General features: G+C 67.3%; 24 protein-coding genes. 16 read left to right on the forward strand and 8 right to left on the reverse strand.

All coding sequences use genetic code 11. The features are described 5' to 3' along the window. Positions 1-186 precede the first annotated feature (186 nt). From IBX18_RS21490 to IBX18_RS21500, 3 genes are all read left to right on the forward strand, one after another. Positions 187-1317, forward strand: coding sequence for a helix-turn-helix transcriptional regulator (locus IBX18_RS21490; protein ID WP_194835337.1), 1131 nt, complete (start codon positions 187-189; stop codon positions 1315-1317). Positions 1318-1592: 275 nt separating this feature from the next. Next, positions 1593-2312: a hypothetical protein gene (locus tag IBX18_RS21495; RefSeq protein ID WP_194835338.1), complete on the forward strand. Its 720-nt coding sequence runs from the start codon at positions 1593-1595 to the stop codon at positions 2310-2312. Positions 2313-2373: 61 nt separating this feature from the next. After that, entirely contained in the window at positions 2374-3165 is a 792-nt protein-coding gene (locus IBX18_RS21500; RefSeq protein WP_194835339.1) for a S9 family peptidase, read from the forward strand. 134 nt (positions 3166-3299) lie between these two features. Here IBX18_RS21500 and IBX18_RS21505 read toward each other — a convergent pair whose 3' ends face one another. Then, positions 3300-4019, reverse strand: coding sequence for an alpha/beta fold hydrolase (locus IBX18_RS21505; protein ID WP_194835340.1), 720 nt, complete (start codon positions 4017-4019; stop codon positions 3300-3302). Between the two features lie 108 nt (positions 4020-4127). Between IBX18_RS21505 and IBX18_RS21510 the strand changes: the two genes are divergently transcribed. Together IBX18_RS21510 and IBX18_RS21515 are read left to right on the forward strand one after the other, a co-directional pair. Next, positions 4128-4559: a helix-turn-helix domain-containing protein gene (locus tag IBX18_RS21510; RefSeq protein ID WP_194835341.1), complete on the forward strand. Its 432-nt coding sequence runs from the start codon at positions 4128-4130 to the stop codon at positions 4557-4559. Next, positions 4556-5428, forward strand: a complete 873-nt coding sequence (locus IBX18_RS21515; RefSeq protein ID WP_194835342.1) for an alpha/beta fold hydrolase — start codon at positions 4556-4558, stop codon at positions 5426-5428. Before IBX18_RS21510 ends, IBX18_RS21515 begins: the two co-directional genes overlap by 4 nt. Before the next feature lie 44 nt (positions 5429-5472). Here the strand turns inward: IBX18_RS21515 and IBX18_RS21520 are convergent, their stop codons facing one another. The 4 genes from IBX18_RS21520 to IBX18_RS21535 all read right to left on the reverse strand — a co-directional run bounded on the left by IBX18_RS21520 (position 5473) and on the right by IBX18_RS21535 (position 8712). Continuing rightward, positions 5473-7065, reverse strand: a complete 1593-nt coding sequence (locus IBX18_RS21520) for an FAD-dependent monooxygenase (protein WP_194835343.1) — start codon at positions 7063-7065, stop codon at positions 5473-5475. Between the two features lie 43 nt (positions 7066-7108). After that, complete coding sequence (locus tag IBX18_RS21525) at positions 7109-7723, reverse strand: TetR/AcrR family transcriptional regulator (RefSeq protein WP_194835344.1); 615 nt, start codon at positions 7721-7723, stop codon at positions 7109-7111. A gap of 114 nt (positions 7724-7837) precedes the next feature. Beyond that, entirely contained in the window at positions 7838-8179 is a 342-nt protein-coding gene (locus IBX18_RS21530) for a DUF1844 domain-containing protein (RefSeq protein ID WP_107655315.1), read from the reverse strand. Between the two features lie 2 nt (positions 8180-8181). Then, the gene (locus IBX18_RS21535) at positions 8182-8712 is read right to left on the reverse strand and encodes a DinB family protein (RefSeq protein ID WP_194835345.1); all 531 of its coding nucleotides are present in this window, start codon (positions 8710-8712) and stop codon (positions 8182-8184) included. 350 nt (positions 8713-9062) lie between these two features. Here IBX18_RS21535 and infC point away from each other — a divergent pair, with 350 nt between their 5' ends. The 4 genes from infC to IBX18_RS21555 all read left to right on the forward strand — a co-directional run bounded on the left by infC (position 9063) and on the right by IBX18_RS21555 (position 11353). Next, positions 9063-9776 (forward strand): translation initiation factor IF-3, encoded by a 714-nt coding sequence (gene infC, locus IBX18_RS21540; RefSeq protein WP_186818372.1) that lies wholly within the window; start codon positions 9063-9065, stop codon positions 9774-9776. Between the two features lie 59 nt (positions 9777-9835). Further along, positions 9836-10030, forward strand: coding sequence for a 50S ribosomal protein L35 (rpmI, locus tag IBX18_RS21545; RefSeq protein WP_135236040.1), 195 nt, complete (start codon positions 9836-9838; stop codon positions 10028-10030). A gap of 100 nt (positions 10031-10130) precedes the next feature. Next, positions 10131-10511 carry a 50S ribosomal protein L20 gene (gene rplT, locus IBX18_RS21550; RefSeq protein WP_107655317.1) on the forward strand — a complete coding sequence of 127 codons (381 nt, stop codon included), beginning with the start codon at positions 10131-10133 and terminating at the stop codon, positions 10509-10511. 38 nt (positions 10512-10549) lie between these two features. Then, entirely contained in the window at positions 10550-11353 is an 804-nt protein-coding gene (locus IBX18_RS21555; RefSeq protein ID WP_194835346.1) for an RNA methyltransferase, read from the forward strand. 75 nt (positions 11354-11428) lie between these two features. Here IBX18_RS21555 and IBX18_RS21560 read toward each other — a convergent pair whose 3' ends face one another. Next, entirely contained in the window at positions 11429-12007 is a 579-nt protein-coding gene (locus tag IBX18_RS21560; RefSeq protein WP_194835347.1) for a TetR/AcrR family transcriptional regulator, read from the reverse strand. Positions 12008-12112: 105 nt separating this feature from the next. Between IBX18_RS21560 and IBX18_RS21565 the strand changes: the two genes are divergently transcribed. Beyond that, complete coding sequence (locus tag IBX18_RS21565) at positions 12113-13528, forward strand: MFS transporter (protein ID WP_194835348.1); 1416 nt, start codon at positions 12113-12115, stop codon at positions 13526-13528. A 122-nt stretch (positions 13529-13650) separates the two neighbouring features. On the opposite strand, the gene IBX18_RS21570 is transcribed toward IBX18_RS21565, so the two are convergent. After that, positions 13651-13839, reverse strand: coding sequence for a hypothetical protein (locus tag IBX18_RS21570; RefSeq protein ID WP_194835349.1), 189 nt, complete (start codon positions 13837-13839; stop codon positions 13651-13653). Positions 13840-14071: 232 nt separating this feature from the next. On the opposite strand from IBX18_RS21570, the gene pheS reads away from it, so the two are divergent. Both pheS and pheT read left to right on the forward strand, forming a co-directional pair. Further along, on the forward strand, positions 14072-15133 hold the full coding sequence (gene pheS, locus IBX18_RS21575) for a phenylalanine--tRNA ligase subunit alpha (protein ID WP_194835497.1): 1062 nt from the start codon (positions 14072-14074) through the stop codon (positions 15131-15133). Between the two features lie 48 nt (positions 15134-15181). Beyond that, positions 15182-17686, forward strand: a complete 2505-nt coding sequence (gene pheT, locus IBX18_RS21580; RefSeq protein ID WP_194835350.1) for a phenylalanine--tRNA ligase subunit beta — start codon at positions 15182-15184, stop codon at positions 17684-17686. Between the two features lie 219 nt (positions 17687-17905). On the opposite strand, the gene IBX18_RS21585 is transcribed toward pheT, so the two are convergent. Further along, positions 17906-18493: a hypothetical protein gene (locus IBX18_RS21585; protein ID WP_194835351.1), complete on the reverse strand. Its 588-nt coding sequence runs from the start codon at positions 18491-18493 to the stop codon at positions 17906-17908. A gap of 56 nt (positions 18494-18549) precedes the next feature. On the opposite strand from IBX18_RS21585, the gene IBX18_RS21590 reads away from it, so the two are divergent. Genes IBX18_RS21590 through IBX18_RS21605 form a run of 4 tightly spaced genes read left to right on the forward strand, consistent with a single transcriptional unit; the run spans position 18550 to position 21468 of the window. Continuing rightward, positions 18550-19050: a MarR family winged helix-turn-helix transcriptional regulator gene (locus IBX18_RS21590; protein ID WP_194835352.1), complete on the forward strand. Its 501-nt coding sequence runs from the start codon at positions 18550-18552 to the stop codon at positions 19048-19050. Between the two features lie 33 nt (positions 19051-19083). Continuing rightward, on the forward strand, positions 19084-19851 hold the full coding sequence (locus IBX18_RS21595) for an alpha/beta hydrolase (protein ID WP_194835353.1): 768 nt from the start codon (positions 19084-19086) through the stop codon (positions 19849-19851). Between the two features lie 33 nt (positions 19852-19884). After that, positions 19885-20403 (forward strand): hypothetical protein, encoded by a 519-nt coding sequence (locus IBX18_RS21600; RefSeq protein WP_194835354.1) that lies wholly within the window; start codon positions 19885-19887, stop codon positions 20401-20403. Positions 20404-20445: 42 nt separating this feature from the next. After that, on the forward strand, positions 20446-21468 hold the full coding sequence (locus tag IBX18_RS21605) for a hypothetical protein (RefSeq protein WP_194835355.1): 1023 nt from the start codon (positions 20446-20448) through the stop codon (positions 21466-21468). Positions 21469-21887: the final 419 nt, after the last annotated feature.

Raw genomic sequence — 21887 nt, forward strand, 5'->3', positions numbered from 1 at the left:
CGGGTGTCCTGCGGTAAAGCTTGGTCGTCGGGCTGTACCGATCGCAGTGGCAACGGTGGTGGCATCGGATTCTGGCGCGCCTGTGCCTCCGCCCGCCGCTTCGCCCGCACCAGGGGTAGTGGCATCGGTAGTGGCATCAGGGCGACGATCGCGCCGCATGCTGCGCGTCCCTGGAATGATCGACCTATGAGCAGCAGTACCGGACATCTCATCCGGGAACTTCGTCTGGCCAAGGGCTGGTCGCAAGGCAGGCTCGCCGATGAACTATGTCATCGCTCTGGAACCAACATAAGTCGTGAATACATTTCTCGCCGTTGGGAATCTGGTGCGACCGAACCGTCGCCATTCTGGCTGGCGCACTTGGCCGCTGTGCTGGATTGTCCGACCGAACTGTTGGCGGCCGATGTGCATCGGCGCGAATTCCTGTCTCATCTCGGGGCGACTGCGGTCGCACCGGTGGTGGCGTCCGAGCTTTTGGCGCAAGGGTTTTCAGCGCGGCTGCACGCCACCGGACCTGATGTCGAGGCATGGGAAGACCGGCTGGTCACCTACGGGACCGACTACATGAGTATGGGCGCGGCCGATATTCAACGCCGACTGGCCGCCGATCTCGTTGTCCTGCAACAACAACTGGACACACCGCGCCTGTGGGCGGTCGCCGCGCGGCTGATGACGCTCTACGCGAAGACCTACCCGGGTTCGGATGGCAATAAGGCCGTGAACTGGTATCGGAAGGCTGCCGAAGCCGCCGACCGATCGGGGGATACAGCTATGCGCGTCTGGGTACGTGGTCGTGCCGCCATCGCGCTCGGCTATGAAGGTGCCGCCTTACCCACGGCGCATATGTTCGCCGACCAGGCCCTCGGCATCACTGACCGGCCTAGCCTGGGCAGGGTCAATGCCACCTGGGGCAAATCGCACGCGGCGGCAGTGCAGGGCGACACCGGTACCGCCCGCCGATTGATCGCGGACGGCCGCAGAGCATTCGATCGGTCCGGATCCGATGAGCAGACATCCGACTATGCGGTGCCCTGGTGGCGTGTGAATGTCTTTTTGTCCCTTCTCGCCGCGCGTCTCGGTGACGAACGCACCGCAGTACGCGCCCAAGATGACGCGCACGCCGAACTCCCCGCGACCTTGCCCCGCTTCGCCACCCACCTCGCGATGCATCGCGGCTTGATGCTGGTTCGTGCTGGCGACAAACCCGAAGGTGTCCGCCTGGCCCGCGCGGCCTTGCATGCGCTACCGCCCGAAAAACATTCACTGACGCTGCGCATGCTGATGGACGAGATCACCGATAGCGACACCGCCGTGTGATGAAACGCTTTGTGGCGCAATGGCAGTTACTACAATGATTTAGAAGGACTATTTGTCGGGGAATTCCTTTCTGTGTCAGGGGGATTGGGGAGGGATGGGCTGGGGGTTTGGGGGTCCCCAGTTGGGGGCGTTCACCGGGGGTAATTGTTGTGTTTTCATGGGGAAGTATGAATCTTATTCGTCGGGCTGCGGCTCGGTATCTTGTTTCGGGTGTAATCGCTACGGTGGCAATGGGTTTCGTTGCGTTGCCGAGTTCTTTCGCGGAGCCACCGGGGGTGCCGGCTCCGCCTGGTGCGTCGAGTACGCAACCGGTGCCGCTGGAGCCGGATCAGCAGTCGCGGGTGTATTTCAAAATTCCGGTGGCCAATGAATTCGTGCGGATGCAGACGCGGTTCACGGTGCCGCCGAAACCGGCGCGGGTGGGGACGATGTTTTTGTGGCCGGGGCTCGAGCCTCGGGAAGGGGGGAGGAATTACTATCCGATCGGGCTGGGTGTGTTGCAGCCGGTGCTGACGTGGGGGCCGGCCTGCGCGCCGGTGCAGCAGCCGCCGACGTACTCGACGTGGTGGATCTCCGGGCAGTACGTCAACGTGTATTCCAACGATCCGCGCTACCGCGGGTGCCATTCGGGGCGCGCGATGTCGGTGAAGGTGGGGGAGGTGCTGGAGATGGACATCGCCCTGGACCAGTCGACCGGCCTCTGGACGCAAACCATTACGGGACAAGCGGGTTCGGTGCGCTACTCGATCAATCTGCGCAAGCAAGCCCAGAACATGGCGTTGTTCGCGATCGAACCATGGGACAACGCGCGACTCGCCAATCGGCTGGTGTTCTCCGGCACCACGCTCACCTTCCGTGACGAAGCCGCGCAGAGCTGTCTGAACCCGGAACTCACCTACACCGGAACGGGCGGCACCATCTCCCCGCCGACCGTCGACGGGCGCCGCTGCCACATCGACACCGTCACCGTCAACGTCCCGCGGAGTGCGGCCTAACCGCTTCTGCTGGTGGCGAAATCGGTTCCCGCCCGCGGGGGTGCGGCTCTACCGTGACGGCATGCATTCACCGATCACGGGCACCGCCGCGGGCGTGCCGTTCACCGCGCTGCCGCCGACCGGCGACGCCCCCGCGCCGTTGATCGTCACCTGGCACATGCTGGACGCGCCGAGGTCGGACGCGGCGTTCGCCGCCGCGTTGCCGATGCACGGTCTGCCCGCCTGGCGGGTACACCTCGGGATGCCGATGTGCGGGGCGCGGATGGTCGACGGCAGCATGGACGCCGGTATGGCATTGGTGCGCGAGGACGTGCTGATGTCGTTCCTGCACGCGTTCGTTGTGCAGGCGACCGAGGAGTTCCCGGCCGCGCTGGCGTCGATCCGGGAGCAGTTGCCGGTCGGCGACGGCCCGATCGGTGTGCTCGGTGGTTCGCTGGGCGGTGCCGTCGCGCTGCGAGTCCTCGCCGAAACCGAGACGCCGATCTTCGCCGGCGCCGTCGTGAACGCCGCCATCCGGATGCGATCCGTCGTCGACCTGTTCCCCGGCGACTATCCGTACGACGCCGAGTCCGAGAAAGCCGTCGACAGTTTGGATTTCATCGCCAAGGCGGGCCTCCTCGCCGGCCGCGCACCGCTGCTGGTGGTCAGTGGCGAGGAGGATCATCCCGCGCTGCGTGCCGACGCGTTCGAGCTCGTCGACGCGATCGGGGACGGTGCCGAACTGCTCTCGATCCCCGGTCTGGCGCACCCACTCGCCGAAGAGCCCGGCATCGAACCCGCACCCCAACTGCCGACGGCCCGCGCGGTGGACGCCGGACTGACTGAATGGTTCCGCCGCCAGCTCGCAGGCTGAACCGCACCGGCTATCTGGAAACGCGCCGGTTCTCGGGGTCTGCAGGCGCCGGTTGCTAAGTCCCGCACCGGTTCTCGGGATCCGCAGTGACTTCAGGGGCCCGTAATCAGTGCGGATCCCGAGTGAGGGTGCGGCTATTGCGCTGTTCGGTTGGCGACCGTGTGGATGAGGTCGGCGAGTTCTTTCGGCTTGGACCACATGGGCCAGTGGCCGGTGGGGAGGTCGATGTAGTCGGCGTCGATGCGGGTGAGTTCGGTGAAGTCGGGGACTTCGCCGCTGTCGCGGAACTTCTTGGCGAGTTCGGCGGTGATGCTGTTGCAGATGATGGTGGTGGGTATCGAGAGGCGTGCGGGGGAGTCGCTGAGTTCCAGGGGGCCGGCGGCGATGGTGGTCGGTTCGCCGACGGCGCGTTCGCGGAAGCGGTTCAGCGCGGCCTCGTCCAAGCCTTCGAGGCTGTTGCCGGTCTCTTCCAGTTGCGGCCAGTCGGGGAGCAGCCATTCGGGGCCGAGTTCGGCGAGTGCGGGGTTGATGGCGAAGCCGGCGGGCAGGGGAGCTGAGTCGACGTAGATCGCGCGGTGGAAGCGGTCCGGCGCGCGGTCGGTGGCGAGGTAGGCGGGTGCGGCGCCGCCGGAGTGCGAGACGAGCACGGCGGTTTCTTCGGCCGGTACAGCGTCGATGATTGCTTGGGCTTGCGTTTCCAGCGTGGCTGAAAGCCGTTCGGGGTCAGCGGGATCCAGGCCCGGCAGGGTGAGTGCTCGTACTTCGTTGCCGCGCTCGCGCAGGTCGGCGGCGACCTCGTCCCAGGCCCAAGCGCCGAGCCAGAATCCGGGGACCAGAACTATCCGTGTAGCCATGGGCCTACCTTGCCCTACCTCGTCGGCATCCGCGAGGCGACCCACGCTTCCCTAATTTCCTTAAACTTCCCTATTGTGCAGACAGGTAGGGAAGCTTAGGGTAGTTGAGTGAATGATCGCCTCTACTCCGTGGAGCAGGTCGCCGAACGCCTCGGCCTGCACGTCCGCACAATCCGCAATTACGTGCGCGACGGGCGGCTCACCGCGGTCCGGATCGGTAAGCAGTACCGGATCGCGCACGAGGATCTGGAAGCCTTCACCGGCCGTCCGGTGCCCGCACCGCTGCGAGAGGCGGTCGAGCGGCAGCGGTACGTGGAGGTGTCGAGCATCGTTCAGGTCGACGCGGTCGATCCCGGGATGGCCGATCGGCTGACGACCCTGCTGATCGGCGCGGCCAACACCCGGTCCTCCGATGACGAGCCGCTGCGGATCGAGACGATGTACGACGCGGAGCGGGCGCGGATGAAAGTCATCGTCCTGGGCGGTCTTGCGGACACGGCACGGCTGTTCGACTACATGGAAGGGGTGCTCGCATCATGAGCGAGCAGAAGATCTACAAGTCCGAGAAAGGCGCCGCGCAGATCCGGCAGCGCTACGCGGAACTGCTGCAGACCTGGCCGGTACCGGCCGAGCACCTGCGCGTGCCGACCCGCGAGGGGGAGACCTTCGTCGTGGCGTCCGGCCCGCAGGACGCGCCACCGCTACTGATCCTGCACGGGTCAGGCGCGAATGCGACGATGTGGCGCGGCGATATCGCCTCCTGGGCAACACATTTCCGCACCTACGCAGTGGACATCATCGGTGAGCCCGGCGGCAGTGCACCGTCGCGCCCGCCGCTCGACTCCGATCGCCTCGCGCAGTGGCTCGATGATGTGCTGGAAGGCCTTGGGCTCAGCACGATTTCGGTCGTGGCAACGTCGCTCGGCGGCTGGGTGGCCCTGGACTACGCCATCCGCCGTCCGGAACGGATACCCCGGCTCGCCCTGCTGTGCCCCGGCGGTATCGGCGCGCAAAAGATGGGCTGGCTACCGAAAGCCTTGTTCCTGAGCCTCTTCGGACACCGCGGTGTCCGGCGGACCGCCCGCACCATGACCGGCCTGGACGTGCCGCTGACCGAAGAAACCTTGGACGAGATCGTGCTGACCTTCACCCAGTTCAAGCCGCGCACCGAGCGACTCCCCATCTTCTCCGACGACGCATTGCGCGGGCTCACCATGCCGATGCTGGTGCTGGTCGGTGACCGCGACGTCATGATCGACTCCGCGGCCACCGCCGAACGCGTGCGCCGGTGCGTCCCGAACGCGACAGTGCGCGTGCTCCCCGATGTCGGCCACGCCATCCTCGGCCAGACCGAGGCAGTAGCCGATTTCCTCCTCGAAAGGCGCGCACCCCAGCCCACTCCCTCCTGACGCAGGTCTGCGGCCTGGGGTGCCCTGTGCTTGCCGCTAGGGGATCAGTTGTGTGGCGAACCGAACCAGCGGGTCAACGCTTCGCGCAGGCGTTCCGCGTCGGATTGCGCGTCACCGTTGGCCGCCCACGCCACGTACCCGTCCGGCCGGATCAGCATTGCCGCGGCGGGTGCGTCGGAAGTCGTCGCGTCCACGGTGTCGACCCGGTCGCGCCAACCTGCTGCGACATCGGCGTAAGCCCCGACCCCGGCACGGTCCCGGGCACTGTTACCGGCAGTTCCGTCGGCGCGGGCACCGTTGAGCGTGAGCAACACCGGCCGCGCCTTCCGCAGCACTTCCGCGACTCGCTGTGTACCACCGGCGGTTTCGAGGGCGAGCTCCGGCACCATCCGCCCGGACAGCGGATGGTTGTCACCCACCTCGTAGCGGGTGTCCGACCCGGACATCAACCGCGCGATGTAAGCGGTGTTCTCCGGCTCCCGCAGCAGCTCGTCGAACAGTGTGCGCAGCGCGGTGACCTCGGGGCCCGGTGCGAACAGCGCGGTTTGGGCCAGGGAACTCATCATGACGCGGACCCCGACCGGATGCCGCTCGGCGTGGTAGGTGTCCAGCAGGCCGTCGGGCGCCCACCCGTTGATCTCGGCGGCGAGCTTCCAGCCGAGGTTGGCGGCATCCTGGAGTCCGAGATTGAGTCCGGGCCCGCCGATTCCGGAGTGCACGTGTGCCGCGTCGCCGACCAGGAATACGTTGCCCGACCGGTACCGCTCGGCTTGCCGGGTGTTCTGATTGTCGATGCGGCGCAACGCATGTGGTCCCGGACCGCGCGGTGCCTCGATCGGCAGGTCGACGCCGAGTACTCGGCGCACGCCCGCGCGCAGTTCCTCGATGGTCATCGGCGTGCCTTCGGGCACCGGCTCGACACCGAACTCCATGCTCGCGACGAGCGGCCGTCCCGGTTCGAGTTCGGCGAAGACGAACCCGCCGCGTTCGAGCCGGTTGTGTCCGAATGGAAGTCGCCCGAAACCGGGCACCTCGACGCCACCGTCGGCGGTCCGCAGCTCGTCGGGCAGCCAGACGTGTCCCATCCGCACGACGCTGTCCGTCGCGGTGTGCCCGGGGAATTCGATACCGGCCTGCTTGCGGACCAGGCTCTTGCCGCCGTCGGCGCCGACCAGGAAAGTGGTGTCGAGTCGATAGTCGCCCTCGGGCCCGGCCACCGTGACGATGACGCCCGCGTCCTGCTGGGTGGACTCGGTGAGCCGATGCCCCCACCGGATCTCGACACCCAACCCGCGCACCCACTTCTCCAGCAGGCGAACGAGTTTCGGCTGCGGGATCGCGAGTATGGCCATCGGATTGTCCGGCAGCTCGGCGAACGACAACCGCAGCCCGGCAAAGAAATACCGGGGCAGCGGCTGCGGCGCCCCGGGTGCACCACCGAACTCGTGATACAGCCCGCGCATGTCCAGCAGCCGAATAACTTGGCCGACAAGGCCGTTCGCCTTCGGCTCATTACTCGGCGCGGGCAGTTCCTCCAGCACGATCGCCCGCACGCCGGCCAACGCGAGCTCACCGGCGAGCAGCAACCCGTTCGGTCCGGCACCGGAAATGACTACAGCGGCAGAGTTTTCAGGCATGACAAATACACCCCTTGTTCGATGATGAGTTCTAGTGGTCAGGTCAGCGCGGCGGTTCGGGCAGCCCCGCGGCGACGTGGTCGAGGGCGCGGCGCAGCAGCGGGGCGATGGGGACCGGCGGGTCCGCGTGCGCGTACGCCACCATGGCCGCATCGATGACGGTGCCGATCATGCCGGTCACCAGTCGTGGATAGACATCACGCAGCGGGTCGGTCCCGGTGCGCTCCGCGATCAGCTCGAGCCAGTCCTCGGTCACTCCGGTGAACAGCGCGGAGCGTAATTCGGGCGCGCGGAACAGTTTCCGGACTTCGGCCAGCTGGGCGGCGGTGGGGACGCGGAACTCGGCCTGTTCGGCTTCGAGCGGCTCGAGCAGCGCCGCGGTGAGCGCGCTCCAGAGCGGTTCGTCCGCCGGGCGTTCGCGAAATGCCGCCAGGCTGCGCCGGATTCGGACCGACTGCCGGTAAATGATGGCGTCGTACTTGCCGGTGAAGTAGTTGTTGAAGGTGCGCACCGAGACACCGGCACGCTGCGCGATGTCCTCGCGGGTGACGTTGTCCAGACCGCGCTCGAAGGCAAGCTCCAGCGCCGCGTCGCTGAGCGCCATGCGGGTATCGAGCTTCTTGCGTTCGCGCAGACCGAGCACTTCTTCATCGGGCATGCCACCAGCTTACGGCAAAAACTTGCCCGCCGGGCAAAATTTCCCGCCGGGCAAAATTATCGAGAGCAGTGAACCGGCAAAGTGCAGGTCACTGCTGCCGCAACGCGTGCAGAATCAGTAGACGGGCCCCGTGTACTTCTCGCCCGGCCCCTTACCCGGCTCGTCCGGATGCGCCGACGCTTCCCGGAACGCACGTTGCAACGACTGCAATCCCTCACGAATCGGCCCCGCGTGCGGCCCGAGGTACTCCACCGACGCCGTCACCAGCCCGGCCAGCGCCGTGATCACCCGGCGCGCCTCGTCCAGATCGCGCCGCGTGCTGGTTTCCGGATCCTCGTCCGCGAGTCCGAGCTTCTCCGCCGCCGAGCTCATCAGCATCACCGCGGCCCGGCTGATCACCTCCACCGCCGGGATGTCGGCCAGTTCGCGCACGGAGTTGTCGAGCTCTTCAGTCATAACTATGAGGCTAGCGAGGCCGCTCGAAGGAGTCGGAGCTGGCCGATCTCCGCGACGTTCTTCATCAGCTCCGAGTTCACCCAGCTCGCCAGGTGCGCCACCGTCAAACCCGCGTCGGCGGGCCACGGATAGGCCGCGGGCCGGTCGAGGTCGGCCTCGGTCAGCTCGTCCAGTGCGCTCAGCCAGGTGTCGCGCAGCCAGCGCAGCTGCGCCACCGCCGCGACGCCGTCGCCCGGCCAGTGCACGTCTTCGCGGTCGGGTGGGGTCCGGCCCGCGAGATGGTCGATGGCCGCGCTCCACCACCAGTCGATATGCCAGCTGAGCCAGCCGATGGTCGGCACCGGGATGGGGTCCGGCTCGGTGTCGGCCCAGTCCGGCCGCCACACGCCGTCGGCGTCGGGGCGTACTGGCCAGTGGTGCTCGGCGGGTGCCCAGCCGAAGTCCTCGACGCGCAGCGCGTCGAGATGGAGTTCGGCGAGCGACCAGGTGAGTTCGAACTGCCATCGGAGCAGGTCACGGCGTGAAGTAGACACCGGGGGAGCGTGGCAGGCACCCGTGCGCGCGGGCAAGCGGTTTACCGCGATTCGGCGATAGCCGAACGCAATGTTAGACTTTCTGCTGACGACCGCCCCTGGTTGTGTCTTCTTCCAAGATTTCGAGCCCGGGGCTGATAAGTGGAGCCCGACTCCCACCGTTACCGACGAGCGATCGTCAGGTCAAACGGTCCGGTCACCCGCCTTCTCGGAGGCGGGTTTCTTGTGCCGGGGTTCTCTCACGAGAACCGCGTGGACAAGATCGCATGCGAGTCTTTGGCATGCGCTGACCGGTCGACCTCGGGCCCCGACGCGGAATACCGCTCCGGGGCTTTTGTGTTGAAAAGGGGTTGCAGTTATTGCGTGCGGTCGTCTTGACGACACCGCTTGACCTAGGAGGCCCCATCAGCACTGAGACCCGCATCAACGATCGCATCCGTGTTCCCGAGGTTCGCTTGATCGGACCCAGCGGCGAGCAGGTTGGGATCGTGCGTGTTGAAGATGCACTACGCGTCGCCATGGAGGCAGATCTCGATCTCGTCGAGGTCGCTCCGGATGCACGTCCGCCGGTCTGCAAGATCATGGACTACGGCAAGTTCAAGTACGAGACGGCGCAGAAGGCGCGCGAGTCTCGGAAGAACCAGGTGCAGACCGTGATCAAGGAGCAGAAGCTCCGCCCGAAGATCGACGACCACGACTACGCGACCAAGAGGGGCCATGTCATGCGCTTCCTCGAGGCGGGGTCGAAGGTCAAGGTCACCATCATGTTCCGCGGACGCGAGCAGTCCAGGCCCGAACTGGGCTACCGGCTGCTGCAGCGTCTCGCCGCGGACGTGGCGGACCTGGGGTTCGTCGAGACCTCGGCCAAGCAGGACGGTCGCAACATGACCATGGTCCTCGCGCCCCACAAGGGTGCGAAGACGCGAGTGAAGGCACAGCAGGAGTCCGCAGCTCCGCGGCAGCAGCAGCCCGCTGCGCAGCCGAGCCCCGCGCCCGCTGAAGCCGCCACCGCAGACAGCGCGCCCGCCGCGGCTCCGGCCGAGCAGGCCGACCCGCCGCAGTAATACCGATAAGAGCCGGCGGTCCGCAAGGGCCGCCGGGACGAGACAGATTAGAGGAATCCATGCCGAAGATGAAGAGCCACAGCGGCGCCTCGAAGCGATTCAAGGTGTCGGGCCGAGGCAAGCTGCTTCGCCAGCAGGCGAACCGTCGCCACCTGCTCGAGCACAAGTCGTCCCGCCGGACTCGTCGTCTGGATGGCACGGAGGCCGTCGCGTCCGTCGACGTCCCGCGCGTGAAGAGGCTGCTCGGTCTCTGAGAGACCTAGCCAGCGACCGCGTTCCGGATTCCGGACGCCGACCGAACTGACAATCTCCGGGTGCCCGCATGCGCCCCCTAGATCGACAAAGGACTGACCCATGGCACGCGTCAAAAGGGCCGTCAACGCTCAGAAGAAGCGTCGTTCCATCCTCGAGGCCTCCAAGGGCTACCGCGGCCAGCGTTCGCGGCTGTACCGCAAGGCCAAGGAACAGCAGCTGCACTCGCTCACCTACGCCTACCGGGACCGCCGGGCACGCAAGGGTGACTTCCGCAAGCTGTGGATCGCCCGCATCAACGCCGCGGCGCGTCTGAACGACATCACCTACAACCGCTTCATCCAGGGCCTCAAGGCCGCGGGTGTCGAGGTGGACCGCAAGATCCTCGCCGAGCTCGCCGTCTCCGACGCCGAGGCGTTCGCCGGTCTCGTCGCGATCGCCAAGGCCGCCCTCCCGCAGGACGTCAACGCGCCCGCCGCGTAAGTCACCGGGTGACAAGCGAATATCTCTCGGAACGACCCGTGGACGCGCTCTCCGAGCGCAATCCACGGGTCGTTTCCGCTGTCAAGCTGCACCGCGGTGCGCAGCGCCGAAAAACCGGGCTGTTCCTCGCCGAGGGCGCCAATTCGGTGGCGGCCGCGCTGGATACCGGACGGGTGCAGGAGTTGTTCCACTCCGCCGGTGCCGCGGTCCGCGAGCATGAACTGGTCGCGAGTGCTGCGGGGATGGGGGTGCGCACCACGCTGGTCAGCGATCGGGCTGCTCAGCAGTTGGGTGAGACCGTCACCGCGCCAGGGCTTGTCGCTGTCTGTGCGCTGATCGACGTGCCGCTGGCCGACGTACTCGCGGCACAGCCCCGCATGCTCGCTGTACCGGTCGAGATGGCCGAACCCGGCAATGCCGGAACTCTCATCCGGGTTGCTGATTCGGTCGGCGCCGACGGGGTGGTGCTGGCCGGTGACTCGGTCGACCCGCACAACGGCAAGTGCGTGCGGGCCAGCGCGGGCAGCCTGTTCCATGTCCCGATCGCCCGGCATCGTGATGTCGGCGAAACGCTGGATTCCTTTGTGGCGGCGGGTATCACGATCCTCGCGACTGCCGCTGATGGCGAGGTCGATCTCGACGACGCCGACGAGCTGTTCACCGGGCCGGTGGCCTGGCTGTTCGGCAACGAGGCGCACGGCTTGGATCCCGCCGTGACGCGGCGCGCCGACCATCGCATTCGCATACCGATCCGTGGCCGCGCCGAAAGCCTGAACCTGGCCACCGCGGCTGCGATTTGCCTGTACGCGAATTCCCGTGTGCGCTACGCGAACCAGGGCTGAGCCGCACACTTTCTGATTTCCCGCACACCGACTCGCCGCACTGACACGCGTGCGTATGTCAAAAGGTGTGCGTATTCAATCGCCGAGTTCTATGCAGTCGTTCAGGATCTCGGCCGCCCATGGCGTCTCGACCGCGTCCGGCCCCGCCACCTGCATCGCGCTCATGACGGTGAGCAGCATGCCGGTGGCGAGGAACCGACGGGTCTCGTGCACACCGGCGCCGGAGAGATCGCGCACCAGCTGGTAGACCTTGCCGAAGCGGGCGCGCACGTCATCGCCGATCGCCGGATCCCCGCTCGCCGCGAACCCGTGCAGGAATACCTGCAGCATTTCCCGGTCGGCAAGGAAGGCGTTGAAGCCTTGCCCGAGCGCATGTAGCGCTTCCTCCGGCGTCGCATCGGGTCCCGCCGCCTCGTGCGACGCACGGAACACCTCTTCGATTCGATCACATACCCGATGCAGCGCCGCGAGGAACAACTGCTGTTTGGTGCCGAACAGCCGGATCACATACGGCTGGGAAACCCCTGCACGCCGGGCGATTTCGTCGGTCCGGGTCGCCGAGTACCCGGCTTCGGCGAACGCGGCAACTGCGGCCTGTAGCACCTCTTCGCCGCGCTCGGCCGCGGTCATCCGAACCCTGGTCGAACTGGCCATCGCGTTCTGCTCCGCTCTCTAACCCCCGCACTGCCTTGACATGTTATCAGTGGATGCATACTCTTCGGCGCATTAGTTATCAGTCGATTACAACAAAGGCTGGACATGACCGAAACGCTCGAACCCGCCTCCGCTACACCGGCGAAATCCGTCGACCAGCCTGCGGTCGCCGCCGTGCTCGCCGCCGTCGGTATCCCGATGTTCATGGTCACGCTGGACAACCTGGTGGTGACCAACGCCCTGCCGGTGATCCGCACCGAACTGGGCGCCTCCCTGTCCGACCTCCAGTGGTTCATCAACGCGTACACCCTGGCCTTCGCCGCGTTACTGCTCACCGTCTCGGCGATCGGTGACCGGCTCGGTCGCCGCCGGATCTTCCTGGCCGGCATCGCGCTGTTCACGGTGGCGTCGGCCGCCTGTGCGCTGGCCACCGAGCCATGGATGTTGATCGCCGCCAGAGTGGTCCAAGGTTTCGGCGGGGCGGCCGTCACTCCGCTGTCGCTGACCCTGCTGTCGGCGGCGGTGCCGGAGCGGATGCGCAACGCCGCCATCGGCATCTGGGGCGGCATCTTCGGACTCGGCATCGCGCTCGGCCCGCTCGTCGGCGGCGCCGTGGTGGAGGGGCTGAGCTGGCAGTGGATCTTCTGGCTGAACGTGCCGATCGGACTTGCCGTGCTGCCGTTCGCGGCGCGGGTGCTGCGCGAGTCGTACGGCGGTAGCAGGCGGCTCGACCCCCTCGGGCTGGTGTTGTCGGCGGGCGGCGTGTTCGCGGTGGTGTGGGGCGTGATCCACGGCGCCGATGACGGGTGGACCTCGGTCACCGTGCTCGGCGGCCTGATCGGCGGCGCGATACTGCTGGCCTGCCTGATCGGGTGGGAGCTGAAGACCACGGAGCCGATGCTGCCGCTACGACTGTTCCGTTCGCGTGCCTACCGGGTGAGCAGCACCACGAGCTTCACCTTTTCCATGGGTGTCTTCGGCTCGATCTTCCTGCTGGCCCAGTACTTCCAGGTGGTGCGGGGATACAGCCCACTGGAGTCGGGCGTGCGCACCATGCCGTGGACGATGGCGCCGATGGTGGTCGCCCCGCTCGCCGGACTGCTCGTCGACCGGGTCGGCGCGCGGACGCTGCTGACGACAGGCCAGCTGATGCTGACGGTCGCGCTGGGCTGGATGGCGGCGATCACCACCGTCGACGTCGACTACAGCGCCTTCGTCGGGCCGTTCCTGCTGGGCGGCATCGGGATGGGCCTGACCTTCGCACCGAGTGCCACCGTCGTGATGGGCAGCGCCGCGCCCGACGATCAGGCGATGGCTTCGGGCACCAACAACACGCTGCGGGAGGTCGGTGTCGCCATGGGCATCGCCGTGCTGGCGTCCGTATTCGCCGCGCACGGTTCCTATTTCAGCCCGCAGGGTTTCGTCGACGGGCTCGTTCCCGCGCTCTGGGTGGGCGCCGCCGTCGTCGCGGTCGGGACCGTCGCCTCCCTACTGCTGCCCGCCCGCATCACGCCGGCCTGACCACCGGACGCCGGGGTCAGCCGCTCACGCGCCTGAACGTCGGAACGCGGGGTCAGCCGCTTACCCGGCTGAACGTCGGAACTCGGTGTCAGCTGCCACCCGCTGTCCCCAGGGTGCCGGGGTCAGCCGCAGTAGCCGTAGAAGACGCAGAAGACGATGTCCTGTAGCCACGCCGGTAGCCAGGCGTAGGGATTGGGTCCCGGCGGGTTTGCTGCTGCCGTCCCGCTGCCGAGCAAGGTGATGGCCAGCAAGCTCACCATCATGGCAAGGCTGGTGAAACCGACGGTCACTGCCGCTTTCGGACTCCTCATATCCCCGGACCTCCGTATTCTCGGGCGCTGCCCCGCGCTGGGGAGCCTCCCGTTCCGCTGTGACCATGGTCGCAATTTCGCGTCCGTCCGGTGGTGAATCGGGGTCGGCGGGGCGCTGCGGGGAATCCGTGTGAATCGGATATGACGCATCCAATAGGATTCCACCAGCAGCAATGTGGGCAGGGAACGAGCCGTGTCCGCGAACCGATCCCCAGGGGAGAGTCGAACCACCGTGGCCGACGACATCGACGCAGTCGAGCAGAACGCGACGCTGACCGAGGAGGCACTGGCCGCAGCCGCGGCGGCGGCCGAAAAGGCGTTCGCCGCTGCCGCCGACCTGGACGCGCTCGCGGTCGCGAAAACCGAGCATCTCGGCGGCAAGGCACCGCTGGCGCTGGCGCAGCGCGCCCTGGGCAGCCTGCCCAAGACCGAGAAGGCCGACGCGGGCAAGCGGGTCAACGTGGCGCGCGCCCGGATCTCCGAGGCGTTCGAGGCGCGCCGCGCGGCGCTGCTCGAAGAGCGGGACGCCGCGGTGCTGGTGGCCGAGGCGATCGACGTGACGCTGCCCGCCCGCAGGCACCCGTTCGGCGCCCGGCATCCGATCACCGTCATCTCCGAGCAGGTCGCCGACGTGTTCGTCGCGATGGGCTGGGAGGTCGCCGAGGGGCCCGAGGTGGAGACCGAGCACTTCAACTTCGACGCGCTCAACTTCCTGCCCGACCACCCGGCCCGCACCATGCAGGACACCTTCCACATCGCGCCGGAGGGCTCGCGCCAGGTGCTGCGCACGCACACCTCGCCGGTGCAGGTGCGTTCGCTGCTGGAACGCGAGCTGCCGATCTACGTGGTGTGCCCCGGCCGCACCTTCCGCACCGACGAGCTCGACGCCACGCACACCCCGGTGTTCTCCCAGGTGGAGGGGCTGGCCGTGGACAAGGGCCTGACCATGGCGCACCTGCGCGGCACGCTGGACGCGTTCGCCCGCGCGCTGTTCGGGCCGGACACCCGAACCAGGATGCGCCCCAACTACTTTCCGTTCACCGAGCCCTCCGCCGAGGTCGACGTCTGGTTCCCGGACAAGAAGGGCGGCGCGGGCTGGGTCGAGTGGGGCGGGTGCGGCATGGTGAACCCGAAGGTGCTGATCGCCAGCGGGATCGATCCCGAGGTGTACAGCGGGTTCGCGTTCGGCATGGGCCTCGAGCGGACGCTGCAGTTCCGCAACGGCATCCCGGACATGCGCGACATCGTCGAGGGCGATGTGCGTTTCACGCTGCCCTTCGGCATCCGGTCCTGAGCCGGCCCCCACCGAGACCACCCTTCGATCGAGAGAGCGAAACGTCAAGTGCGAGTAGCGCAGTCCTGGCTGACCGACATCATCCAGCGCACCGTCCCCGACTGGTCGGTGACGGCGGAGGAACTCGACGCGGGCTTCGTCCGGGTGGGGTTGGAGGTCGAAGAAGTCGACAAACTCGAACGGATCGGCGGCGACATCGACAAGCCGCTGGTCGTCGGCCGCGTCGCCGAGATCACCGAGCTGACCGAGTTCAAGAAGCCGATCCGCTTCTGCAAGGTCGATGTCGGTAGCCCGGACCTTCAGGAGATCGTCTGCGGTGCAACCAACTTCGCCGTCGGCGACCTGGTCGTCGTGGTGCTGCCCGGCGGTGTGCTGCCCGGCGGCTTCGCCATCTCCTCGCGCAAGACCTACGGGCACGTCTCCAACGGCATGATCTGCTCGGTCGCCGAACTCGGTATCGGCAAGGATCATGCGGGCATCCTGGTGCTGGAACCGGGCACCGCGGAGCCCGGCGCGGACGCGAACGAGCTGCTCGGGCTGGACGATACGGTCATCGAGCTCAACATCACCCCCGACCGCGGCTACTGCTTCTCGGTGCGCGGCCTGGCCCGTGAACTCGCCTGCGGCTTCGACCTCGACTACGCCGATCCCGCCGTGCGCACGCTGGCGGACGACGAGCAGGACGCCTGGTCGGTCCGGCTCGAGCCGGACTCCCAGTGCACCCGTTTCGCGGTGCGGCGGGTCACCGGTATCGATCCGAATGCGGTGAGCCCCTGGTGGTTACAGCGCAGGCTGCTGCTGTCGGGTGTGCGCCCGATCTCGCCCGCGGTCGACGTCACTAACTACGTCATGCTGGAACTGGGTCAGCCGCTGCACGCCTACGACGGTGCCAAGCTGAGCGGCGACATCGTGGTGCGTACCGCGAACAAGGGCGAGACGCTGCGCACTCTCGACGAGGTCGAACGCACCCTCGATGCTGAGGATGTGGTGATCGCCGACGATTCCGGCGTCATCGGACTGGCCGGCGTAATGGGCGGTGCGACAACCGAGATCGGCACCGGGTCGACAGATGTCGTGCTGGAAGCCGCCACCTGGAACCCGCTGCTCGTCTACCGCACCTCGCGCAGGCACAAGCTGGTGTCCGAGGCGGGCAAGCGGTACGAGCGGGTGGTCGACCCGGAGATCAACGTGGCCGCGCTCGACCGGGCCGCTACGCTGCTCGCCGAAATCGCCGGGGGCACCGTCGAATCCGCGCTCACCGACGTCCGCGTCCCGGTGGCGCCCGCGGCGCCGATCCGGATGGACATCGACCGGGCCGACCGCGTCGCCGGAGTCATCTACCCGACCGGTACGTCCGCGCGCAGGCTCGCCCAGATCGGCTGCACCGTCGAGGTCGCCGTCGACGAGACCACCGGCCACGGGCAGCTCGCGGTCACCCCGCCGAGCTGGCGGCCCGACCTGGTGCAGCCCGCCGACCTGGTCGAGGAGGTGCTGCGGCTGGAGGGGCTCGAGCAGATCCCGTCCGTGCTGCCCACCGCGCCGGCCGGTCGCGGCCTCACTGCCACCCAGCGGCGGCGTCGCGCGGTCAGCCGCGCGCTGGCCTTCGCCGGTGCCGTCGAGGTGCCCGCGCCGGTGTTCCTGCCCGCCGGTGTCTTCGACACCTGGGGTCTGGACGCCGACGACCCGCGCCGCGCGACCACCCGGGTGCTGAACCCGCTCGACGTGGAGCGCGCCGAGCTGGCCACCACGCTGCTGCCCGGACTGCTGGAAGTGGCCGCCCGCAACATCTCTCGCGGCGCCCGCGACCTCACCATCTACGGCATCGCTCAGGTGGTGCTGCCCGGCGACAACGTGCGCCCGGTCGAGGCACTACCGGTCGACCGTCGCCCCACCGATGAGCAGATCGCCGGCCTGATCGATTCGCTGCCCGCGCAGCCGGTGCACGTCGCGGCTGTTCTCACCGGTCGCCGCGAGCCGCGCGGCGCGTGGGGGCAGGGCCGCCAGGCTGAGGCTGCCGACGCCTTCGCCCTCGCCGACGCGGTGGCCGACGCGGCGGGTGTCACGATCGAACGCCGTCCGGCGGCGCACCTGCCCTGGCATCCGGGTCGCTGCGCCGAACTGGTGGTGGACGGTACGGTCGTCGGTCACGCGGGCGAACTGCACCCCGCTGTGCTGGAACGCTCCGGTCTGCCGCCGAGGACCTGCGCCGTCGAACTCGACCTCGACGCCCTGCCGTTGCTCGAATCCCGTCCCGCCCCAACGATTTCCCCGTTCCCGGCGGTGCTGCAGGACGTCTCGGTCAGTGTCGAGAAGAGCACTCCCGCCGCATCGGTGGAATCGGCGCTGCGCACCGGCGGCGGCGACTTGCTCGAGGACATCGCGCTGTTCGACGTCTACGAGGGCACGCAAGCGGGTGAGGGCCGCAAGTCCCTCACCTACGCCCTGCGTTTCCGCGCCACCGACCGCACCCTCACCGAGGATGAGGCCAGCGCCGCCCGCGACGCCGCGGTAGCCGCCGCAGCGGACGCCGTCGGCGCGGTCCTGCGCGGATAGCCGCACGAAACATCCTGCCGCACACGGAATTGTCAGCAATTCCGTGTGCGGCAGGACAGTGTGCGGCAGGACAGTGTCCTGCCGAGCGAGGTCGACGCGCGCACGTGAATTGCCCTGGCGCGCATGGTCGGTCAACAATTCGGTGTGCGGCGGCGCGGTCGGTGTGCGGGGCAGATGATGGCGGCCCGACGTTCGAACGGCCTTCGGCCCGCGCGAAGCTCACGCGGGTCCGGGTACCACTCGGTGATCGCCTGCCGAGCTGCGCACGACCGAACGCCACTCGGCAGTGGCAACCATCGCGGCTCCCGCAGCGAGAACGGGAACGGCGTAGGCGGACATCTCAGCGAAACCCAATGCAGTCCACATCGCCAGCATGAACAGGCAGAGCAGACCAGCAGTACACGGAGCCGTGATCCGGGGGAGTACCCCCAGAACGAGTGCAACGCCGAGCACCACCTCGAGCACCGTCGCCGCAATGGCGGCCGCCCCGGCGAGCCCACTCGCGAAGCCGGGCAACAACGTTCGCGTGTAGTCGATGAAAGCGTCGAACGATCCCCACGAAACACCCGAACCACCCGGCGCACCGAAGAGGCCGAACCGATCGGCCACCGAACCGAGCAGCAGCAACCCGAGCACCACCCGCACGACAACACGCACGAAGTGGAAGCGCGCGAACGTAATGGCATGAACCGCGACGATCACCACGGCGGTCGCGGTGATCCACCCGAGCGCCCCGTCGAAGAACAACAGCCAGACAATTTCGGTGACCAGAGCAGCACAGGCAAGACCCACTGCGACAGTACGCATATCAGAACCCTTCAAGCTAGTAAGGTGCCTTACCAACAGTAGGAGCAAGGAGAATTATGGTCAAGCGCCTTACTAACCCCTTGGTCGATCGTCCCGCACCACTCGGCAGTCTGCTGTCCGCTGCGGCGCGCACCTTGGCGGCCGAACTCGACGCGGGCATCGCCGCCGCCGGTTTCACCGATGTGCGCGCCGCGCACGCCCCGGTCTTCCAGCTGATCGAACCCGACGGCACCAGACAGACCACCCTCGCCGAGCGGGCCGGCATGACCAAACAGGCCATGGGCGAACTGATTCGCCATCTCGAACAGCACGGCTACGTCGAAGTCGAGGTGGACCCGGCCGATCGGCGCGCCCGCCTCGTCCGCCTGACCACCCGCGGCTGGGCCGTCGTCGACGCGGGCATCGCGGTGGTCGAGCGTTTCGATCGGCACCTGGACGAGATCGTCGGCGCGGACGAGGTCACCCGGCTGCGCGGCACGCTGCTGCGCATCATCGGCGGCGCGGGCTCCAGCCATGCGGCCGGACAGCAGGGCACGAAAGTCATGCGGGTCGAGTGACCGGAACAGTCGGGGGAGAGTAAGAACGACATCATGCGACATCCGGCCAGTCCGATTCTGAACGCGCTGACCTATCTGCCGGATCGGCGGATCCTGCAGACGCCCGCCATCCTCGGCATGGCCTACACCGACCTGTCGATCAGCACGGCGGACGGGGAAACGCTGCACGGCTGGTGGTTGCCCGCGCCGAAATCGGTCGGTCACATCCTGTTCGCGCACGGCAACGCGGGCAATATCGGCGATCGGGTCGCACTGTTCGCGCTGCTCGTCGAGGCCGGGTTCGATGTGCTCGCGTTCGACTATCGCGGATACGGGCGCAGCACCGGCCGCCCCACCGAGCACGGCACCTATCTGGACGCCCGCGCGGCCCGCCGGGTGCTGCTCGAGCAACCCGGTGTCGACCCGAATCATGTTCTCTACCTGGGGAAGTCGCTCGGCGGCGGGGTCGTGCTCGAACTCGCGCAGGCGCATCCGCCCGCGGGCGTGATGCTGATGTCGACCTTCTCCGGCCTGCGCGACGCCGCCAGATCCGTGTATCCCTTCCTGCCGGGCCCGCTCGTCCCCGACGCGTACCCGAACGCGCGGCGCATCCGCACCCTGCGCGCCCCGGTCCTGATCATGCACGGCGACCAGGACGAACTCCTGCCGCTGCGGCACGCCGAACGCCTCTACGCCGCGGCCCGCGAACCGAAACGCCTGCAGATCTTCCCCGGCGCGGGCCACAACGACCTGATCATGGTGGGCGGCTCCGCCTGGTTCGAGCTGGTGCGTGACTGGGCCGGTGCCATCGTCCGGTCGTGAGGCGGCGCGTCGTGCGCTGCGTAGCCTGGTGCCATGACAGAAAACAGCGAGATGGCGGCCCGGCTGGCGGCGCTGTCCGACCGCGAATTGATCGGCGTACTGCTGGTCGCGACGGCGGAACGGCCCGGCTTCGCGACGGTGCACGCGGCCCTGATCGGGCTCCTGGATACCGGTGATGCGACCGCCTCACCAGGTGTGACTCCTACCACGATGCCCACATCGGTGCATGACGCTCCGCCGCTGCACGACGTATCCGGCCAGGTCGGAGGCGCCTCTGCGGTACCCGCGGTACCGGTACCGCCGACCGGTATCGCCGCACCGACTGAGACGGGCGGATATTCCTCCTCCGGTGTCCCTACTTGGGGGTCAGTTCGCGATAAGGTCGAGCAGCGCTACGGCACCGCGCAGGGGATGAGCGAGCTCGATCAGCAGACCCCGGCGGGCCGCAGCGCCGACGAGCAATGGGACGCGCGCGAGCAGGCGGCGCGTGAACGCCTGGATCAGATACGGAAGTCGTTGCGCGGCAACGACACCGAAACACACGGGCCGTAACCTGGCCGGGCGCCGTACTACGACTGTGATTGGTGGAACTCGATGCCCGAGCCGCGCGAGATTGCTGAACGACTACTCGATGCCCAGGTCGACTTCGTGCTGGCCGAGGTCAGTGGCGACCGCTTCGCCGAAGTCGTTGCCCGCGATGTCGAGTCGGTGCTCGGGGTCGCGGACACGCTGATCTTCCGCGACATCGTCGAGGTGGATCAGGCCAAGCAGACCGTCGCGACGATCATCGACCTGATCGGTGGCAGTCCGGTGCTCGCCGACATGGTCGGGGTATTCGCCGACTCGATCTACGACCACATCGCGAACAACAACGAGTACACCCTCGGCCAGGTGGTCGACCGCGAACCGGTGGAGGCGTTGCTGGAGAAGATCTTCGGCATGCACCAGGCCCAGGAGCGCATCCTGGACCGGCTCACCGAGAGCCCGCTGGTCGCCACCGTCGCGTCGAAGTTCGTGGACAAGTTGATCTCCGATTTCATGGAGGCCAATAAGCAGTTCGCCGGCAAGATCCCCGGTGTCTCCTCGCTGATCTCGATGGGCCAGTCCGCCGCCAAGAGCGCGAAGAAGGCGACCGAGAGCACCTTCATCGGCGACATGGCAGGCAAGGGCGCGGTTTTCGCGCTCAAGCGGACCAACAACGCGATCCGCGAAATGTTGCGCGACGCACCGGTGCACGACGCCGCCATGGAATTCTGGGATCTGCACGCCGACGAACCGGTGAGCGGGCTGCGCGATTATCTGTCGCAGAAGGACCTGAACGAACTGGTGCTGCTCTGCTATGAAATCGCGGTCACCACCAGGGAGAAGGAATACTTCGGTCTGCTCGTCGAGGAATGCGTCGAGGTGTTCTTCACCAAGTACGGCGATTACACGCTCGCCGCGATGCTGCCCGAGCTAGGTCTCTCCGGGGCCGACATCACCACTGAAATCCTGCGCTACGGCCCCGCAGTCATCGACGGCGCGAAGCGAAACGGCGTGCTGTCCAAGCTGATTCGGGAGCGGCTCGAGCCGTTCTACACCTCGGAGCAGGTCCTCGCGATCCTCGGCGGCGAGTAGTTCCATCGCCACTTGCTGGCGCGTTGCTGATCGGCGCCGGGTAGACGTAACTCTCGGTGCCGCCAAGTGGTGTGTGCCGTGGCGGCACGAGGTGCGCGCAGGGCGGCGACTCCGCTACTATCCGAGGGCATTTCGGGTCGGCGCCCGGAGTGTCGACGGTTCTTCCCGTTGATCCCCCCGGCCGGGTGGGTTATTAGTTCTGCTTCAACCTTGTACGAGATTAACTGACCGCAACTGGACAGTTAGTAGCAACAGGTTGCAGCTCGGGTTGAAAAGTATGAACAAAGTGCCCCATCCGGGGTTCTCGAGTTGACGCCGGACCGGGCATATGGGATTTTGCTCGGAGACTTTCCGTGCGCTCGTCGTGGAGCTGTCACGGCCGGCTTTTCGGAGGAGTAGCAGGTTGGTGCGTTCACGTC

Source organism: Nocardia sp. XZ_19_369 (assembly GCF_015355715.1).
Lineage (GTDB): Bacteria > Actinomycetota > Actinomycetes > Mycobacteriales > Mycobacteriaceae > Nocardia.

What these genes read in the sequence shown, in the direction of transcription:
- IBX18_RS21490 (WP_194835337.1), top strand. Translation starts at nt 187, where the DNA reads ATGAGCAGCAGTACCGGACATCTCATCCGGGAACTTCGTCTGGCCAAG.
- IBX18_RS21500 (WP_194835339.1), top strand. Translation starts at nt 2,374, where the DNA reads ATGCATTCACCGATCACGGGCACCGCCGCGGGCGTGCCGTTCACCGCG.
- IBX18_RS21505 (WP_194835340.1), bottom strand. Translation starts at nt 4,019, where the DNA reads ATGGCTACACGGATAGTTCTGGTCCCCGGATTCTGGCTCGGCGCTTGG.
- IBX18_RS21515 (WP_194835342.1), top strand. Translation starts at nt 4,556, where the DNA reads ATGAGCGAGCAGAAGATCTACAAGTCCGAGAAAGGCGCCGCGCAGATC.
- IBX18_RS21520 (WP_194835343.1), bottom strand. Translation starts at nt 7,065, where the DNA reads ATGCCTGAAAACTCTGCCGCTGTAGTCATTTCCGGTGCCGGACCGAAC.
- IBX18_RS21525 (WP_194835344.1), bottom strand. Translation starts at nt 7,723, where the DNA reads ATGCCCGATGAAGAAGTGCTCGGTCTGCGCGAACGCAAGAAGCTCGAT.
- IBX18_RS21530 (WP_107655315.1), bottom strand. Translation starts at nt 8,179, where the DNA reads ATGACTGAAGAGCTCGACAACTCCGTGCGCGAACTGGCCGACATCCCG.
- rpmI (WP_135236040.1), top strand. Translation starts at nt 9,836, where the DNA reads ATGCCGAAGATGAAGAGCCACAGCGGCGCCTCGAAGCGATTCAAGGTG.
- rplT (WP_107655317.1), top strand. Translation starts at nt 10,131, where the DNA reads ATGGCACGCGTCAAAAGGGCCGTCAACGCTCAGAAGAAGCGTCGTTCC.
- IBX18_RS21560 (WP_194835347.1), bottom strand. Translation starts at nt 12,007, where the DNA reads ATGGCCAGTTCGACCAGGGTTCGGATGACCGCGGCCGAGCGCGGCGAA.
- IBX18_RS21565 (WP_194835348.1), top strand. Translation starts at nt 12,113, where the DNA reads ATGACCGAAACGCTCGAACCCGCCTCCGCTACACCGGCGAAATCCGTC.
- IBX18_RS21570 (WP_194835349.1), bottom strand. Translation starts at nt 13,839, where the DNA reads ATGAGGAGTCCGAAAGCGGCAGTGACCGTCGGTTTCACCAGCCTTGCC.
- IBX18_RS21585 (WP_194835351.1), bottom strand. Translation starts at nt 18,493, where the DNA reads ATGCGTACTGTCGCAGTGGGTCTTGCCTGTGCTGCTCTGGTCACCGAA.
- IBX18_RS21590 (WP_194835352.1), top strand. Translation starts at nt 18,550, where the DNA reads ATGGTCAAGCGCCTTACTAACCCCTTGGTCGATCGTCCCGCACCACTC.
- IBX18_RS21595 (WP_194835353.1), top strand. Translation starts at nt 19,084, where the DNA reads ATGCGACATCCGGCCAGTCCGATTCTGAACGCGCTGACCTATCTGCCG.
- IBX18_RS21600 (WP_194835354.1), top strand. Translation starts at nt 19,885, where the DNA reads ATGACAGAAAACAGCGAGATGGCGGCCCGGCTGGCGGCGCTGTCCGAC.
- IBX18_RS21605 (WP_194835355.1), top strand. Translation starts at nt 20,446, where the DNA reads ATGCCCGAGCCGCGCGAGATTGCTGAACGACTACTCGATGCCCAGGTC.